Source organism: Bacteroides sp. AM54-2NS, assembly GCF_003602935.1.
Classification (GTDB): Bacteria; Bacteroidota; Bacteroidia; order Bacteroidales; family Bacteroidaceae; genus Bacteroides; species Bacteroides xylanisolvens.
The window spans coordinates 149482-165907 of the sequence record NZ_QTMZ01000004.1; the positions used below are offsets into that span (position 1 = coordinate 149482).

General features: G+C 46.3%; 11 protein-coding genes and 2 pseudogenes. All 13 read left to right on the plus strand.

Annotation, left to right across the window (positions count from 1 at the left end; all coding sequences use genetic code 11):
* Positions 1-224 precede the first annotated feature (224 nt).
* The 13 genes and pseudogenes from mraZ to ftsZ all read left to right on the plus strand — a co-directional run bounded on the left by mraZ (position 225) and on the right by ftsZ (position 16366).
* Positions 225-695, plus strand: coding sequence for a division/cell wall cluster transcriptional repressor MraZ (mraZ, locus tag DXA05_RS03890; RefSeq protein ID WP_004315379.1), 471 nt, complete (start codon positions 225-227; stop codon positions 693-695).
* Complete coding sequence (gene rsmH, locus DXA05_RS03895; RefSeq protein ID WP_009039163.1) at positions 682-1596, plus strand: 16S rRNA (cytosine(1402)-N(4))-methyltransferase RsmH; 915 nt, start codon at positions 682-684, stop codon at positions 1594-1596. The genes mraZ and rsmH overlap by 14 nt, the downstream gene beginning before the upstream one ends.
* Before the next feature lie 6 nt (positions 1597-1602).
* Positions 1603-1959, plus strand: a complete 357-nt coding sequence (locus DXA05_RS03900) for an FtsL-like putative cell division protein (protein ID WP_128858809.1) — start codon at positions 1603-1605, stop codon at positions 1957-1959.
* A gap of 72 nt (positions 1960-2031) precedes the next feature.
* Positions 2032-4158 carry a penicillin-binding protein gene (locus DXA05_RS03905; protein ID WP_128858819.1) on the plus strand — a complete coding sequence of 709 codons (2127 nt, stop codon included), beginning with the start codon at positions 2032-2034 and terminating at the stop codon, positions 4156-4158.
* Positions 4159-4187: 29 nt separating this feature from the next.
* Positions 4188-5635, plus strand: a pseudogene (locus tag DXA05_RS03910) (UDP-N-acetylmuramoyl-L-alanyl-D-glutamate--2,6-diaminopimelate ligase).
* A gap of 89 nt (positions 5636-5724) precedes the next feature.
* Positions 5725-6993, plus strand: a complete 1269-nt coding sequence (locus DXA05_RS03915) for a phospho-N-acetylmuramoyl-pentapeptide-transferase (protein WP_128858810.1) — start codon at positions 5725-5727, stop codon at positions 6991-6993.
* Positions 6994-7179: 186 nt separating this feature from the next.
* Positions 7180-8514, plus strand: coding sequence for a UDP-N-acetylmuramoyl-L-alanine--D-glutamate ligase (gene murD / locus DXA05_RS03920; protein ID WP_004298208.1), 1335 nt, complete (start codon positions 7180-7182; stop codon positions 8512-8514).
* Between the two features lie 32 nt (positions 8515-8546).
* The gene (locus DXA05_RS03925; protein WP_004315392.1) at positions 8547-9869 is read left to right on the plus strand and encodes an FtsW/RodA/SpoVE family cell cycle protein; all 1323 of its coding nucleotides are present in this window, start codon (positions 8547-8549) and stop codon (positions 9867-9869) included.
* A 60-nt stretch (positions 9870-9929) separates the two neighbouring features.
* The gene (gene murG, locus DXA05_RS03930; RefSeq protein WP_004315393.1) at positions 9930-11048 is read left to right on the plus strand and encodes an undecaprenyldiphospho-muramoylpentapeptide beta-N-acetylglucosaminyltransferase; all 1119 of its coding nucleotides are present in this window, start codon (positions 9930-9932) and stop codon (positions 11046-11048) included.
* Between the two features lie 112 nt (positions 11049-11160).
* Positions 11161-12561 (plus strand): UDP-N-acetylmuramate--L-alanine ligase, encoded by a 1401-nt coding sequence (gene murC, locus DXA05_RS03935; protein ID WP_008642776.1) that lies wholly within the window; start codon positions 11161-11163, stop codon positions 12559-12561.
* A gap of 75 nt (positions 12562-12636) precedes the next feature.
* A pseudogene (locus DXA05_RS03940) lies at positions 12637-13373 on the plus strand (cell division protein FtsQ/DivIB).
* Between the two features lie 99 nt (positions 13374-13472).
* Positions 13473-14930 (plus strand): cell division protein FtsA, encoded by a 1458-nt coding sequence (ftsA, locus tag DXA05_RS03945; protein ID WP_004315397.1) that lies wholly within the window; start codon positions 13473-13475, stop codon positions 14928-14930.
* A gap of 125 nt (positions 14931-15055) precedes the next feature.
* Positions 15056-16366: a cell division protein FtsZ gene (gene ftsZ / locus DXA05_RS03950; protein WP_004309506.1), complete on the plus strand. Its 1311-nt coding sequence runs from the start codon at positions 15056-15058 to the stop codon at positions 16364-16366.
* Positions 16367-16426: the final 60 nt, after the last annotated feature.

Genomic DNA, 16426 nt, shown 5'->3' on the forward strand with positions numbered 1-16426 from the left:
AGAAGTCTTCACTACCCTATTATTTAAAATTCACCTATACAGACATTTTTTTCCGTTTTACTGCCATAACTCCCCCACCAGCAGACTACTCCCAAAGCCGCATCATTTTCAAGCAAATAGACATTTAACATTCTGTTGAAAACTTCTCTGAAAGTTTTTTATGGAAAGTTGTGGGGAATTGTGGGGAATTTCATACTTTTACGGTCGCTTATTATAATAAGGTAATGATACGTTTTTTAGGAAATATTGAAGCCAGGGCGGACGCCAAAGGAAGGGTGTTCATACCCGCTACCTTCAGGAAGCAACTACAAGCAGCTTCCGAGGAGAGGCTTATTATGCGTAAAGACGTATTTCAGGACTGTTTGACCCTGTACCCCGAGAGCGTGTGGAACGAGGAGTTGAACGAGCTTCGCAGCAGGCTGAACAAATGGAACAGCAAACACCAACTCATTTTCAGACAGTTTGTGAGCGACGTTGAAGTGGTGACACCTGACAGCAACGGACGTATATTAATCCCCAAACGATATTTGCAGATTTGCAGCATTCATGGAGATATACGTTTTATCGGCATCGACAATAAGATAGAGATCTGGGCGAAAGAGCGGGCAGAACAGCCTTTCATGTCGCCTGAAGAGTTCGGTGCAGCATTAGAAGAAATTATGAACGATGATAATAGACAAGATGGAGAAAGATGAATTGACATACCATGTACCTGTATTGCTGAAAGAAAGCGTTGACGGGATGAATATCCAACCGGGCGGAACGTATGTAGACGTTACATTCGGAGGAGCGGGACATTCGCGCGAGATACTTTCACGACTCGGAGAAGGCGGACGTTTATTGGGATTCGACCAGGACGAGGACGCTGAACGGAACATTGTCAACGATCCTCACTTCATCTTCGTGCGCAGCAACTTCCGTTACCTGCAAAATTTCCTTCGCTATCACGACATCGAGCAGGTGGATGCAATCCTGGCCGACCTCGGCGTATCGTCCCATCATTTCGATGATAGCGAACGCGGCTTTTCTTTCCGTTTCGACGGAGCGCTGGATATGCGTATGAACAAGCGTGCCGGAATTACGGCAGCAGACATCGTGAATACTTACGAGGAAGAACGTCTTGCAAACCTCTTCTATCTGTACGGAGAGCTGAAGAATAGCCGCAAACTGGCTTCTGTCATCGTTAAAGCCAGAAGCGGACAGAATATCCGGACTATCGGTGAGTTTCTGGAAATCATCAAACCGCTTTTCGGTCGTGAACGCGAAAAGAAAGAGCTGGCAAAAGTGTTCCAGGCACTGCGGATCGAAGTAAATCAAGAGATGGAAGCGCTGAAAGAGATGTTGCAGGCAGCTACGGAAGCATTAAAGCCGGGCGGCAGACTGGTAGTAATCACTTATCATTCATTGGAAGACCGCATGGTGAAAAACATCATGAAGACGGGCAACGTAGAAGGAAAAGCAGAATCCGACTTCTTCGGAAATCTGCAAACGCCTTTCCGCCTTGTCAATAATAAGGTAATCGTCCCCGACGAGGCAGAAATAGAACGGAACCCACGGTCGAGAAGTGCCAAATTACGAATTGCAGAAAAGAAATAAAAAGATATGGAAGAAGAAGTAGTAAATAAGAAAACAGAAGAGGGCAAAAAGAAAAACCGCACCTCGCTGAAGAGTATTCTGGGTGGAGACATTCTGGCTACCGATTTTTTCCGCCGTCAAACGAAGTTGCTGGTACTTATCATGGTATTCATCATCTTCTACATTCACAATCGTTATGCCAGTCAACAGCAACAGATCGAGATAGACCGGCTGAAAAAGGAATTGATAGACATTAAATATGACGCACTGACGCGCAGCTCGGAACTGATGGAGAAGAGCCGCCAGTCACGCATTGAAGATTATATATCGAATAAGGAAAGCGATTTGCAAACATCAACCCAGCCTCCTTACCTTATTAAATAAGTGGAGAGTGGAGAGTTGAGAATTGAGAGTTTTTAAAAGACAAATACTGTGGCAGTTAATAAAAAGAACATAATGACCCGTTACTTCTTCGTCATCCTGTTGATGGCGTTGATAGGAATAGCTATTGTTGTAAAAGCAGGCATCACCATGTTTGCCGAACGACAATACTGGCAGGATGTGGCTGATCGTTTCGTAAAAGAGAATGTGACGGTGAAACCTAATCGTGGAAACATTATTTCTTCTGACGGTAAACTGATGGCCAGTTCGCTACCCGAGTACAGAATCTATATGGACTTTATGTCCGGTGAGAAGGACGAAAAACGCAGACGGAAAGATCAGGCACGCCGGGACTCCATCCTCAATGCCAATATGGATTCCATCTGTATCGGACTTCACAAGATATTCCCGGACAGGAGTGCAGCCCAATTCAAAGCACACCTCAAGAAAGGACGCCAGGCAAAAAGCCGTAATTATCTGATTTATCCGAAACGTATTTCCTATATACAATATAAAGAGGTAAAGAGACTGCCCGTCTTCTGTTTGAACCGGTATAAAGGCGGATTCAAAGAACAGGCTTATAATCAGCGCAAGAAACCTTTCGGTTCACTGGCTGCCCGTACGCTGGGAGATGTGTATGCAGATACAGCCAAAGGAGCCAGAAATGGTATCGAACTTGCTTTCGACACTATCCTGAAAGGACGGGACGGACTGACGCACCGCCAAAAAGTGATGAACAAATACCTGAACATTGTCGATGTGCCGCCGGTTGACGGTTGCGATTTGATTAGTACCATCGATGTAGGCATGCAGGATATTTGCGAGAAAGCATTGGTAGACAAGCTGAAAGAGCTGAATGCCAGCGTAGGTGTGGTGGTATTGATGGAAGTAGCTACCGGAGAAGTGAAAGCCATCGTCAACATGATGCAAGGCAAGGACGGCGAGTATTACGAAATGCGTAACAATGCCATCAGTGATATGCTTGAGCCGGGTTCTACTTTCAAGACGGCCTCCATTATGGTAGCTCTCGAAGACGGCAAGATTACTCCGGACTATGTGGTAGACACCGGCAACGGACAGATGCCGATGTACGGACGTGTCATGAAAGACCACAACTGGCACCGTGGAGGATATGGGAAGTTGACTGTTACAGAAATTCTGGGAGTATCGTCCAACGTCGGTACCTCTTATATTATAGATCATTTCTATGGTAGCAATCCACAGAAATTCGTAGACGGGTTAAAACGGATGAGTATCGACCAACCGCTTCACCTACAGATTTCAGGAGAAGGGAAGCCGAATATCCGTGGCCCGAAAGAACGTTATTTTGCAAAGACCACTTTGCCGTGGATGAGTATCGGATACGAGACACAGGTTCCTCCAATCAATATTCTGACGTTCTACAACGGAATAGCCAATAATGGAGTCAGTGTACGTCCGAAATTTGTCAAAGCTGCCGTGAAAGACGGGGAAGTCGTGAAAGAATATCCGACAGAGGTTATCAATCCTAAGATTTGTTCGGATAAGACTTTGGCACAGATTCGTGAAATACTGCGGAAAGTGGTCGGTGAAGGACTTGCCAAGCCTGCAGGGAGTAAGCAGTTCCACGTTTCAGGTAAAACGGGAACGGCGCAAATTTCACAGGGGGCAGCCGGATACAAAACGGGAAGAACGAATTATCTGGTTAGTTTCTGCGGATATTTTCCGTCAGAGGCACCTAAATATAGTATGATTGTCTCTATTCAGAAACCGGGCTTGCCGGCTTCGGGAGGTTTGATGGCAGGTAGTGTATTCAGCAAGATTGCAGAAAGAGTGTATGCCAAAGACCTGCGGTTGCCGCTTACCAATGCGATTGACACCAATTCCGTAGTCATTCCGAATGTAAAAGCCGGAGAGATGCGCGAAGCGCAACGGGTATTGGAGGAGCTGGAGATTAATGTACAAGGTAAAGTTGCCGATTCGGGAAAAGAAGTGTGGGGAAATACGCACGCTGCCCCGCAAGCGGTGGTTCTTGAAAGCCGGAGCAATATGCAGAACTTTGTGCCGAGCGTGATAGGTATGGGAGCGAAAGACGCCGTATACTTGTTGGAAAGCAAAGGATTGAAAGTCAATCTGGTCGGGGTAGGCAAAGTGAAAAGCCAGTCGATAGCCAATGGAACCATCGTAAAGAAGGGACAAACGGTGACGCTGACGCTAAAGTAAAAATTAAAGATTAAAAATTAAATAGAGTGATGTTATTAAAGGAGTTACTGAAAGCGATCCAACCGGTAGAGGTAGCCGGAGATTCAGACATAGAAATCACCGGAGTCAATATTGACTCCCGTCTAGTGGAAGCCGGCCAACTGTTCATGGCAATGCGCGGCACACAAGCCGACGGCCACGCCTACATACCTGCTGCCATAGCGAAAGGAGCGACTGCTATCCTCTGCGAGGATATGCCGGAAGAACCTGTTGCGGGGATCACCTATATACAAGTCAAAGACAGTGAAGATGCGGTAGGAAAGATTGCTACTACTTTCTACGGCGACCCCACTTCCAAGATGGAACTGGTTGGCGTTACCGGAACGAACGGAAAAACAACAATCGCCACCTTATTATATAATACATTCCGTTATTTCGGATATAAGGTAGGGTTGATTTCTACCGTTTGCAATTATATCGACGATGAGCCGATCCCAACAGAGCATACCACACCCGACCCCATCACGTTGAACCGTCTATTGGGACGAATGGCGGATGAAGGATGCAAATATGTTTTCATGGAAGTCAGTTCACACTCCATTGCACAGAAACGTATCAGTGGATTAAAGTATGCAGGAGGGATCTTTACCAATCTGACCCGCGACCATCTCGACTATCATAAAACAGTAGAGAATTATCTGAAAGCAAAGAAGAAGTTCTTTGACGATCTGCCGAAAAGCGCATTCAGCCTGACTAATCTGGACGATAAAAACGGACTGGTGATGACACAGAACACACGTTCTAAGGTCTATACTTATTCATTGAGAAGCCTTTGTGACTTTAAAGGACGGGTATTGGAGTCTCATTTTGAAGGAATGTTGCTCGACTTCAACAACCACGAGTTGGCAGTTCAGTTTATCGGCAAGTTCAATGCTTCCAATTTGCTGGCAGTATTCGGGGCAGCCGTTCTGTTGGGTAAGAAAGAAGAAGAGGTGCTTGTGGCCCTTAGCACGCTTCATCCGGTAGCCGGACGTTTCGATGCGGTCCGTTCTCCACAGGGAGTTACAGCGATTGTAGATTATGCGCATACTCCGGATGCTCTTATTAATGTATTGAATGCCATACATGGAGTACTTGAAGGAAAAGGAAAAGTGATTACAGTGGTGGGTGCCGGTGGCAACCGTGATAAGGCAAACGTCCCATCATGGCAAAGGAAGCTGCTAAAGCCAGTGACCGCGTCATCATCACTTCAGACAATCCGCGCTTCGAAGAGCCGCAAGACATCATCAACGATATGCTTGCCGGACTGGATGCGGAGGATATGAAGAAAACACTAAGCATTGCCGACCGTAAAGAAGCGATTCGCACGGCTTGCATGCTGGCAGAAAAAGGAGATGTGATTCTCGTTGCCGGAAAAGGACACGAGAATTACCAGGAGATAAAAGGAGTAAAACATCATTTTGACGATAAAGAAGTACTCAAAGAAATTTTTAAATAATGAATAGATTGTGCTAATATGCCGACTGGTTCCGGTATTCATCCGGCAGAAGCGACATAGCAACACATCAATAAATTGGCAAATTATTTATGTTATATTATCTATTTGAATGGCTGCAAAAGCTCAATTTTCCAGGAGCGGGAATGTTCGGATATACTTCATTCCGTGCTTTGATGGCGGTGATCCTCGCGTTACTTATTTCAAGTATCTGGGGAGATAAGTTCATCAACCTACTCAAAAGGAAACAAATCACAGAAACGCAGCGTGATGCTAAAACGGACCCGTTCGGCGTCAACAAAGTAGGCGTGCCGAGCATGGGAGGTGTCATCATCATTGTAGCCATCCTGATTCCTTGTCTGTTGTTGGGTAAACTGCATAATATATATATGATATTGATGCTGATAACCACCGTATGGTTGGGATCGCTCGGCTTTGCAGACGACTATATCAAGATCTTTAAAAAAGACAAAGAAGGTTTGCATGGCAAATTCAAGATTATCGGTCAGGTCGGTTTGGGTTTAATTGTCGGAATAACTTTGTATCTAAGTCCGGACGTAGTGATCCGTGAGAATATCGAAGTTCATAATCCGGGACAGGAGATGGAAGTGATACACGGAACCAATGATTTGAAATCGACCCAGACAACGATTCCTTTTTTCAAGAGCAATAACCTTGATTATGCCGATTTGGTTTCTTTCATGGGCGAGCATGCGCAAACAGCCGGATGGATTTTGTTTGTCATCGTTACAATCATCGTGGTTACTGCCGTATCAAACGGTGCCAACCTGAATGACGGTATGGACGGAATGGCGGCCGGAAACTCGGCCATTATCGGCGCAACGCTGGGGATATTGGCGTATGTATCGTCACATATCGAGTTCGCAGGCTATCTGAACATTATGTATATTCCGGGGTCGGAAGAACTGGTAATCTATATCTGTGCTTTCATCGGTGCGCTTATCGGTTTCTTATGGTACAACGCTTATCCGGCACAAGTATTTATGGGAGACACAGGCAGCCTCACCATTGGCGGTATCATCGCAGTGTTCGCCATCATTATCCACAAAGAGTTGCTGATACCGATTCTTTGCGGTGTATTCCTGGTAGAGAATCTGTCGGTAATCCTGCAACGGGCTTATTATAAGGCAGGAAAGCGGAAAGGTGTAAAGCAGCGTTTGTTCAAGCGCACACCGATTCACGATCATTTCCGTACTTCAATGAGTCTGATCGAGCCGGGATGTACGGTGAAATTCACCAAGCCCGACCAGCTGTTCCACGAATCAAAGATTACCGTCCGTTTCTGGATTGTAACGATTGTATTGGCGGCAATAACAATTATAACATTAAAAATAAGATAGAATGAAGGCACGGATTACACGGATTAACGCAGTGTTAACTGCATAATCCCTTAAAACCGTGAAATCCGCGTCATCCGTGCCTTCATTAAAAATATAGAGAGCATTAACCCGATTATTAACTTTTAAAAGATGTGCGCAGCTAATAGATAAATCAATCGATTAGAAAACAAGGGCACATTATTGTAGATGAAAAGAATTGTAATTTTAGGAGCTGGCGAAAGCGGCGCAGGTGCAGCCGTACTCGCAAAAGTAAAAGGATTTGAGACGTTTGTTTCGGACATGTCCGCCATCAAGGACAAATATAAGGAACTTCTCGACAGCCATCAGATTGCCTGGGAAGAAGGACACCATACCGAAGAGCTCATTCTGAATGCCGACGAGGTTATCAAAAGCCCCGGTATCCCGAATGATGCCCCAATCATCCTGAAACTGAAAGCTCAAGGCACACCGGTGATCTCCGAGATTGAGTTTGCCGGACGCTATACTGATGCCAAAATGATCTGTATTACAGGTTCTAACGGAAAGACTACAACAACTTCCCTGATCTACCACATTTTCAAAAGCGCAGGTCTGAACGTAGGTTTGGCAGGCAACATCGGCAAAAGTCTTGCTTTGCAGGTAGCCGAAGATTACCATGACTATTATATTATCGAACTTAGCTCTTTCCAGCTGGATAATATGTATAACTTCCGTGCGAACATCGCCGTATTGATGAACATCACTCCGGACCATCTTGATCGCTACGACCACTGTATGCAGAATTACATCGACGCTAAATTCCGCATTACCCAAAACCAAACCCCGGACGATGCTTTCATCTTCTGGAATGACGACCCGATCATCAGACAAGAACTGGCGAAACACGGTCTGAAAGCTCACCTGTATCCTTTTGCCGCTGTAAAAGAAGACGGAGCGATCGCATACGTAGAAGATCACGAAGTGAAAATCACCGAACCGATTGCCTTCAACATGGAGCAGGAGGAACTGGCTCTGACAGGGCAACATAACCTATATAACTCTTTAGCCGCCGGTATCTCGGCAAACCTTGCCGGCATTGCCAAAGAAAACATCCGTAAAGCCCTCTCCGACTTCAAGGGAGTAGAGCATCGGTTGGAAAAGGTGGCACGTGTCCGCGGAATTGATTTCATCAACGACTCTAAAGCAACGAATGTCAACTCCTGCTGGTATGCCCTGCAAAGCATGACTACCAAAACGGTATTGATCCTCGGTGGTAAAGATAAAGGCAACGACTATACTGAAATTGAAGACCTGGTACGCGAAAAGTGTTCGGCACTGGTATACCTGGGACTTCATAACGAAAAACTTCACGAATTCTTCGACCGTTTCGGCCTGCCCGTAGCAGACGTACAAACCGGAATGAAGGACGCCGTAGAAGCAGCCTACAAACTGGCAAAGAAAGGTGAAACGGTATTATTGAGCCCTTGCTGCGCCTCTTTCGACCTCTTCAAGAGCTATGAAGACCGTGGCGACCAGTTTAAGGAATGTGTCCGCGCCCTATAATTTCTAATTATTAATTTTTAATTGCTATAAGATTGGATTTATTAAAGAACATATTCAAAGGTGACAAGGTAATCTGGATTATCTTCCTCTGTCTCTGCCTCATCTCTATTATCGAGGTGTTCTCGGCAGCGTCGACACTGACTTACAAAAGTGGCGACCATTGGGGACCGATTACACAACACTCCATCATCCTGATGGTAGGTGCTGTGGTAGTAGTGTTTCTGCATAATGTTCCCTACAAATGGTTCCAGGTATTTCCGGTCTTTCTGTATCCGATTTCCCTGGTTCTATTGGCATTTGTCACGCTGATGGGTATCATCACAGGGGACCGTGTCAACGGGGCAGCCCGTTGGATGACCTTTATGGGATTACAATTCCAGCCTTCGGAATTGGCAAAGATGGCGGTTATCATTGCCGTCTCATTCATCCTGTCCAAAAGACAGGACGAATATGGAGCCAACCCGAACGCCTTCAAATATATCATGATCCTCACCGGACTGGTATTCCTGCTTATCGCACCGGAAAACCTTTCAACAGCAATGCTGCTTTTCGGAGTAGTATGCATGATGATGTTTATCGGCCGGGTGTCAGCAAAAAAGCTATTCGGAATGTTGGGAATATTGGCACTTGTGGGCGGTGTTGCCGTAGGTATACTGATGGCTATTCCCGCCAAAACGCTGCATAATACTCCGGGACTTCACCGTTTCGAAACGTGGCAGAATCGTGTTTCCGGCTTCTTTGAGAAGGAGGAAGTGCCGGCTGCCAAATTTGATATTGACAAAGATGCACAGGTGGCGCATGCACGCATCGCCATTGCTACCAGCCATGTAGTCGGCAAAGGTCCGGGAAACTCGATACAACGTGACTTCCTTAGTCAGGCATTCTCCGATTTTATCTTTGCGATTGTGATTGAAGAAATGGGATTAATCGGAGGAATATTTGTGGTGTTCCTCTATCTATGGCTGCTGATGCGAGCCGGACGAATCGCCCAGAAATGCGAGCGAACCTTTCCCGCCTTTCTCGTTATGGGCATTGCGTTGTTACTGGTATCGCAAGCAATATTGAATATGATGGTTGCCGTCGGATTATTCCCCGTCACCGGCCAACCCCTGCCTTTGGTCAGCAAAGGAGGTACAAGTACGTTAATCAACTGCGCTTATATCGGTATGATATTAAGTGTAAGCCGATATACCGCCCATCTGGAAGAACAAAAAGCGCACGATGCACAGATCCAACTGCAATTAGAAGCAGATGCAGCTGCAAATTCCGAGGCACAGACTGCCGCCGAACCGACAGCACAGATTCTGAACAGCGATGCCAAGTTTGAAGATGAGCATGATATTGATAAACGGTAAGTGATGAACGGTGAGTGGTGAACGAAAAACGTTGAACAACGGATAGAAAAAAGAATTAGGATGGAAAAAGAACTTAGAATTATTATCAGTGGTGGAGGAACAGGAGGACATATCTTTCCTGCCGTCTCTATCGCAAACGCTATAATAGAGCTACGCCCCGACGCAGAAATTCTCTTTGTAGGCGCTGAAGGACGTATGGAAATGCAACGGGTTCCCGATGCAGGCTACCGTATTATCGGGCTTCCGATTGCCGGATTCGACCGCAAACGTTTATGGAAAAATGTATCTGTATTGATTAAACTGATGCGCAGCCAGTGGAAAGCACGCAAAGTTATCAAGGACTTCCGCCCACAAGTGGCGGTAGGTGTAGGCGGATATGCAAGCGGCCCGACACTAAAGACTGCCGGAATGATGGGAGTACCGACATTAATCCAGGAACAAAACTCTTATGCCGGAGTGACCAATAAGCTCCTGGCACAGAAAGCAAAAGTGATTTGTGTAGCTTATGACGGAATGGAAAAGTTTTTCCCTGCCGACAAAATTATTATGACGGGGAATCCTGTCCGCCAAAACCTGACAAAGGATATGCCGTCTAAAGAAGAAGCATTGCGCTCCTTCAACTTACAGCCCGGCAAAAAAACGATTCTGATTGTAGGCGGCAGTCTGGGTGCACGTACCATCAACAATACGCTGACAGCCGGACTGGCAACCATCAAAGAAAACACGGACGTGCAATTCATCTGGCAAACGGGCAAATACTATTACCCGCAAGTGAAAGAAGCCGTAAAAGCTGCAGGTACACTTCCGAACTTATATGTAACGGATTTCATCAAAGACATGGCAGCCGCATACGCAGCAGCCGATCTTGTGATTTCCCGTGCAGGGGCAGGTTCTATTTCAGAGTTCTGCCTGTTACATAAACCTGTTATCTTAGTGCCTTCGCCCAATGTAGCGGAAGACCATCAGACTAAGAATGCCTTAGCATTGGTGAATAAACAGGCAGCGATCTACGTCAAAGACAGTGAAGCGGAAACAACCTTGATGGATGTAGCATTATCCACCGTCAATGACGAACAGAAACTGAAAGGACTGACAGAGAATATCGCCAAGCTGGCTTTGCCCGATTCTGCGAGAATCATCGCACAGGAGGTTATCAAACTGGCGGAAGCAAAGAGCTGATAAACAGAAGAAAAAACAGATAAATAGATTATCGGATTGCATACAGGTTGAAGTAGCGGTATAACTCCGGGATCAAACGACGTAATCCGTACTAAAATAAAAAACAGAAGAAATGAATATAGAAACGATAAAATCAGTCTATTTCGTAGGTGCCGGCGGCATCGGTATGAGTGCACTTGTACGCTACTTCCTCTTCAAAGGCAAGGTAGTGGCCGGTTACGATCGTACCCCTACTCCATTGACTGAAACCCTGATTACCGAAGGCGCACAAATACATTATGAAGAAAACGTCGACCTGATTCCCGAAGCCTGCAAAGACAAGGAAAGCACGTTAGTCATATACACGCCCGCCGTTCCGCAGGAACATGAAGAAATCGTTTATTTCCGCAACAACGGATTCGAAATACAGAAACGCGCCCAAGTATTGGGAACAATTACCCATTCGAGCAAAGGTCTGTGCGTCGCAGGTACTCACGGAAAAACAACCACATCGACAATGACAGCCCATTTGCTCCATCAATCGCACGTGGAATGTACCGCTTTTCTCGGAGGAATCTCGAAGAACTACGGCACCAACCTACTACTCTCTCAAACAAGCCCTTACACGGTGATTGAAGCAGATGAGTTCGACCGTTCTTTCCACTGGCTGTCGCCCTATATGACCGTAATTACATCTACCGACCCCGATCATTTGGACATCTACGGCACAGAACAAGCCTACCTGGAAAGTTTCGAGCATTATACCACGCTTATCCAACCGGGTGGCGCACTGATTATCCGCAAAGGCATCTCCCTGCAACCCAAAGTGCAGCCAGGTGTTCGTGTCTATACTTACTCACGTGACGAAGGCGACTTCCATGCAGAAAACATCCGCATCGGAAACGGAGAAATATTCATCGACTTTGTTGCCCCGGACACCCGTATCAACGATATTCAACTGGGAATTCCGGTTAGCATCAACATAGAAAACGGCGTAGCCGCCATGGCATTGGCACACCTTAACGGGGTGACCGATGAAGAAATAAAAAGAGGCATGGCAAGTTTCCGCGGAGTAGACCGCCGGTTCGACTTCAAGATCAAGAACGATCGTATCGTCTTTTTGAGTGACTACGCCCACCACCCCTCTGAAATCAAACAGAGCGTGTTGTCTATGCGCGAACTTTACAAGGACAAGAAGATCACAGCCATCTTCCAGCCGCATCTCTATACCCGCACCCGCGACTTCTATCAAGATTTTGCCGATAGCCTGTCGCTACTCGACGAAGTGATTCTGGTAGACATCTATCCGGCACGTGAAGCACCGATTCCGGGCGTCACCAGCAAGCTGATTTATGATAATCTCCGTCCGGGCATTGAAAAAAGTATGTGCAAAAAGGAAGATATACTGAACATTCTGAAAGATAAAAACATTGAAGTATTAATCACTTTGGGGGCTGGAGACATTGACAACTATGTCCCTGAAATAAAGGAACTATTAGAAACAAAAAAATTAAGAATGAATAATGAAGAATGAAGAATCTCTATCCAGCGTATTGATGCGCAGCAATTCTTCATTCTTCATTCTTAATTCTTCATTAATAAAAAAACTATGGTAAAGAGAATCCTTCTATCCATCGTCATGCTGGTGCTTATAGCCTACCTCGCCGTAGCTATCACCGCATTCAACCGCAAGCCTGCCGACCAGACCTGCCGTGACATGGAATTGGTTATCAAGGATACCGCATACGCCGGCTTCATCACCAAAGAAGAGCTGAAAGGTATCCTTCAGCACAAAGGGATCTACCCCATCGGAAAGAAGATGGAGCGCATCTCTACCAAGTCACTGGAACGGGAACTAAGCAAACATCCGTTGATTGACGAAGCCGAGTGTTACAAAACACCCAGCGGCAAAGTATGCGTGGAAGTGACACAACGTATCCCTATTCTTCGGGTGATGAGCTCCAACGGTCAGAATTACTACCTTGACAACAAAGGAACCGTCATGCCACCGGATGCAAAATGCGTCGCTCACCGGGTAATTGTCACCGGAAACGTAGAAAAGTCGTTTGCAATGAAGAATTTATATAAGTTTGGTGTATTTTTGCATAATAATAAATTCTGGGACGCCAGATAGAACAGATCCATGTGTTGCCCGACCAGAACATCGAATTGGTGCCGCGTGTGGGAGACCATCTTGTCTATCTCGGAAAACTGGAAAACTTTGAAGATAAACTGGCACGTTTGAAGGAGTTCTACAAGAAAGGGCTCAACCGGGTAGGCTGGAACAAATACTCACGTATCAACCTCGAATTCAACAACCAGATTATCTGCACCAAACGAGAATAGATAATAAATGATAGTTGATAATTGATAGTTGACAGACGAGGAGTGAACAATCTTTTTTCAATCGTAAATTGTAAATCGTAAAATCGTAAATAAATATATATGGCAACAACAGAATTTATCGCCGCTATTGAACTTGGTTCATCGAAGATAACCGGTGTGGCCGGAAGAAAGAACAGTGACGGAAGTATGCAGGTATTAGCGTATGCCCAGGAAGACTCTTCTACGTTTATTCGTAAAGGAGTTATTTTCAATCTGGACAAGACAGCGCAAAGCCTGACCTCGATCATCAACAGACTGGAAGGTGAGTTGAAAAACTCAATTGCCAAGGTATATGTAGGCATCGGCGGACAATCACTCCGCACAGTCCGCAATGTAGTAAGCCGCGACCTGGAAGAAGAAGCCATCATATCCGAAGAACTTGTAAGCGCTATCGGTGATGAAAACATTGCCATCCCGGTGGTTGATATGGATATACTGGACGTAGCTCCGCAAGAATACAAGGTGGGCAATAATCTGCAAGCCAACCCGGTAGGTCTGGTAGGAAGCCACATCGAAGGACGTTTCCTCAACATCGTTGCCCGTGCTTCCGTACGCAAGAATCTGGAGCATTGCTTCCAGCAGGCAAAAATCGACATTGCCGACCAACTGATCGCCCCGCTAGTAACAGCCAACGCCGTACTGACAGAAAGCGAACGCCGTTCGGGTTGTGCACTGATCGACTTCGGAGCAGATACGACTACCATCTCTGTATATAAGAATAACATTCTCCGCTTCCTCACCGTATTACCTTTGGGAGGCAACAGCATCACGCGTGACATCACCACCCTGCAAATGGAGGAGGAAGAAGCCGAACGCCTGAAAAAAGCCTATGGTGACGCCCTCTACGAAGAAGACCCCGAACAAGAGGAAGAAGCTACCTGCAAACTGGAGGATGACAACCGTATCATCAAAGTGGCAGACCTTAATAATATCATCGAAGCCCGTGCCGAAGAAATCGTTGCCAACGTATGGAACCAGATTCAGCTATCCGGCTACGAAGACAAACTGCTGGCAGGACTTATCCTAACAGGAGGAGCCGCCAACCTGAAGAACTTGGACGAAACCTTGCGCAAACGCAGCAAGATAGAAAAAATACGGATGGCGAAACTTCCACGCAATACGGTCCATGCCCCCAACAATATACTAAAAAAAGACGGTTCACAGAACACATTGTTCGGTCTCCTGTTTGAAGGGAACCAAAACTGTTGCCTGACTGAAACCGCCCCGCAAGCTGCTGCTCCTGTACCGCCAGTCTCCAAACCGGAGCCGGAAGTGCATAGGACCGCAGACATATTTGAAGACGACCAGGAGCTGAAGGAACAGGCCCGCCTCGCCCGCCTCAAGAAAGAGGAAGAAGAGCGTGAAGCCAAGTTAGCTGCTAAAGAAGCGGAAAAACTTCGCAAGCAAAAGGAAAAGGAAGAGAAAGAAAGACGGAAAAGAGAAGCCGGTCCGAGCTGGATTCAGCGCAAGATCGACTCGTTGACGAAAGAAATCTTCTCCGACGACGATATGAAGTGAGTTATGATTTATGAATTATGATTTATGAGTTGGCTGCGCGCTATATCATAAATCATAACTTATAAATCAAGATTCAAAAATCAGAGTTCAGAAACCAGAAATCATAAATCAGAAATCATATTATTATGGACGAGATAGTACAATTCGATTTCCCGACAGATTCACCGAAGATCATCAAAGTGATTGGTGTAGGTGGTGGTGGTGGTAACGCTGTAAACCACATGTACCGGGAAGGCATCCATGATGTAACGTTCGTTCTTTGCAACACGGACAACCAGGCATTGGCCGAATCACCTGTCCCGGTGAAACTGCAACTGGGCCGTAGCATCACGCAAGGGCTTGGAGCCGGCAACCGTCCCGAACGGGCACGCGACGCCGCTGAAGAAAGTATAGAAGATATCAAGGCACAACTGAACGACGGCACCAAGATGGTATTCATCACCGCCGGAATGGGAGGAGGAACCGGAACAGGAGCTGCCCCGGTCATCGCCCGCATTGCGAAGGAAATGGATATTCTGACTGTCGGTATCGTCACCATCCCCTTTATCTTTGAGGGAGAAAAGAAAATCATCCAGGCACTGGACGGCGTCGAACGTATCGCCCAGCACGTTGATGCCCTATTGGTTATTAACAACGAACGCCTGCGCGAAATATACGCCGACCTTACCTTTATGAATGCCTTCGGCAAAGCCGATGACACTCTTTCCATCGCTGCCAAGAGTATTGCCGAGATTATCACCATGCGTGGTACGGTCAACCTCGACTTTGCCGATGTGAAAACCATCCTGAAAGATGGCGGAGTAGCGATCATGAGTACCGGATTCGGCGAAGGAGAAAATCGTGTGACGAAAGCAATCGATGATGCCCTGCATTCTCCGTTGCTCAACAACAACGATATTTTCAATGCCAAGAAGGTTATGTTGAACGTTTCTTTCTGCCCGTCATCGGAACTGATGATGGAGGAAATGAACGAGATACACGAGTTCATGAGCAAATTCCGCGAAGGAGTGGAAGTGATCTGGGGTGTTGCCATCGACAACTCACTGGATACAAAAGTAAAGATCACCGTATTGGCAACCGGATTCGGTGTAGAAGACGTCCCCGGAATGGACAGCCTGCATGCTGCACGCAGCCAGGAAGAGGAAGAACGCCAACTGCAACTGGAAGAGGAAAAAGAGAAGAACAAAGAACGTATCCGCAAGGCATACGGCGAAAGTGCCAGCAATATCGGAAGCAAGAGCCTCCGCAAACGCCGTCACATCTATCTTTTCAACACGGAAGATTTGGACAACGACGATATCATCGCCATGGTAGAAGATTCTCCCACGTACATGCGTGATAAGACGACTCTTACTAAAATCCGGACAAAAGCTGCATTGGAAGAAGAAGTGGCAACAGAAGAAGCTACGGATGATAACGGCGTAATTACATTCTAAACAAAGAGTTTAAGAACGAAAATTATAGTCCCACAGCATCAGGCTTCAGATCTAATTTTT

Coding starts and splice junctions, on each gene's coding strand:
- DXA05_RS03905 (WP_128858819.1), top strand. CDS start 2,032: ATGACCCGTTACTTCTTCGTCATCCTGTTGATGGCGTTGATAGGAATA.
- DXA05_RS03915 (WP_128858810.1), top strand. CDS start 5,725: ATGTTATATTATCTATTTGAATGGCTGCAAAAGCTCAATTTTCCAGGA.
- mraZ (WP_004315379.1), top strand. CDS start 225: ATGATACGTTTTTTAGGAAATATTGAAGCCAGGGCGGACGCCAAAGGA.
- rsmH (WP_009039163.1), top strand. CDS start 682: ATGGAGAAAGATGAATTGACATACCATGTACCTGTATTGCTGAAAGAA.
- murC (WP_008642776.1), top strand. CDS start 11,161: ATGAATATAGAAACGATAAAATCAGTCTATTTCGTAGGTGCCGGCGGC.
- ftsA (WP_004315397.1), top strand. CDS start 13,473: ATGGCAACAACAGAATTTATCGCCGCTATTGAACTTGGTTCATCGAAG.
- ftsZ (WP_004309506.1), top strand. CDS start 15,056: ATGGACGAGATAGTACAATTCGATTTCCCGACAGATTCACCGAAGATC.
- murG (WP_004315393.1), top strand. CDS start 9,930: ATGGAAAAAGAACTTAGAATTATTATCAGTGGTGGAGGAACAGGAGGA.
- DXA05_RS03900 (WP_128858809.1), top strand. CDS start 1,603: ATGGAAGAAGAAGTAGTAAATAAGAAAACAGAAGAGGGCAAAAAGAAA.
- murD (WP_004298208.1), top strand. CDS start 7,180: ATGAAAAGAATTGTAATTTTAGGAGCTGGCGAAAGCGGCGCAGGTGCA.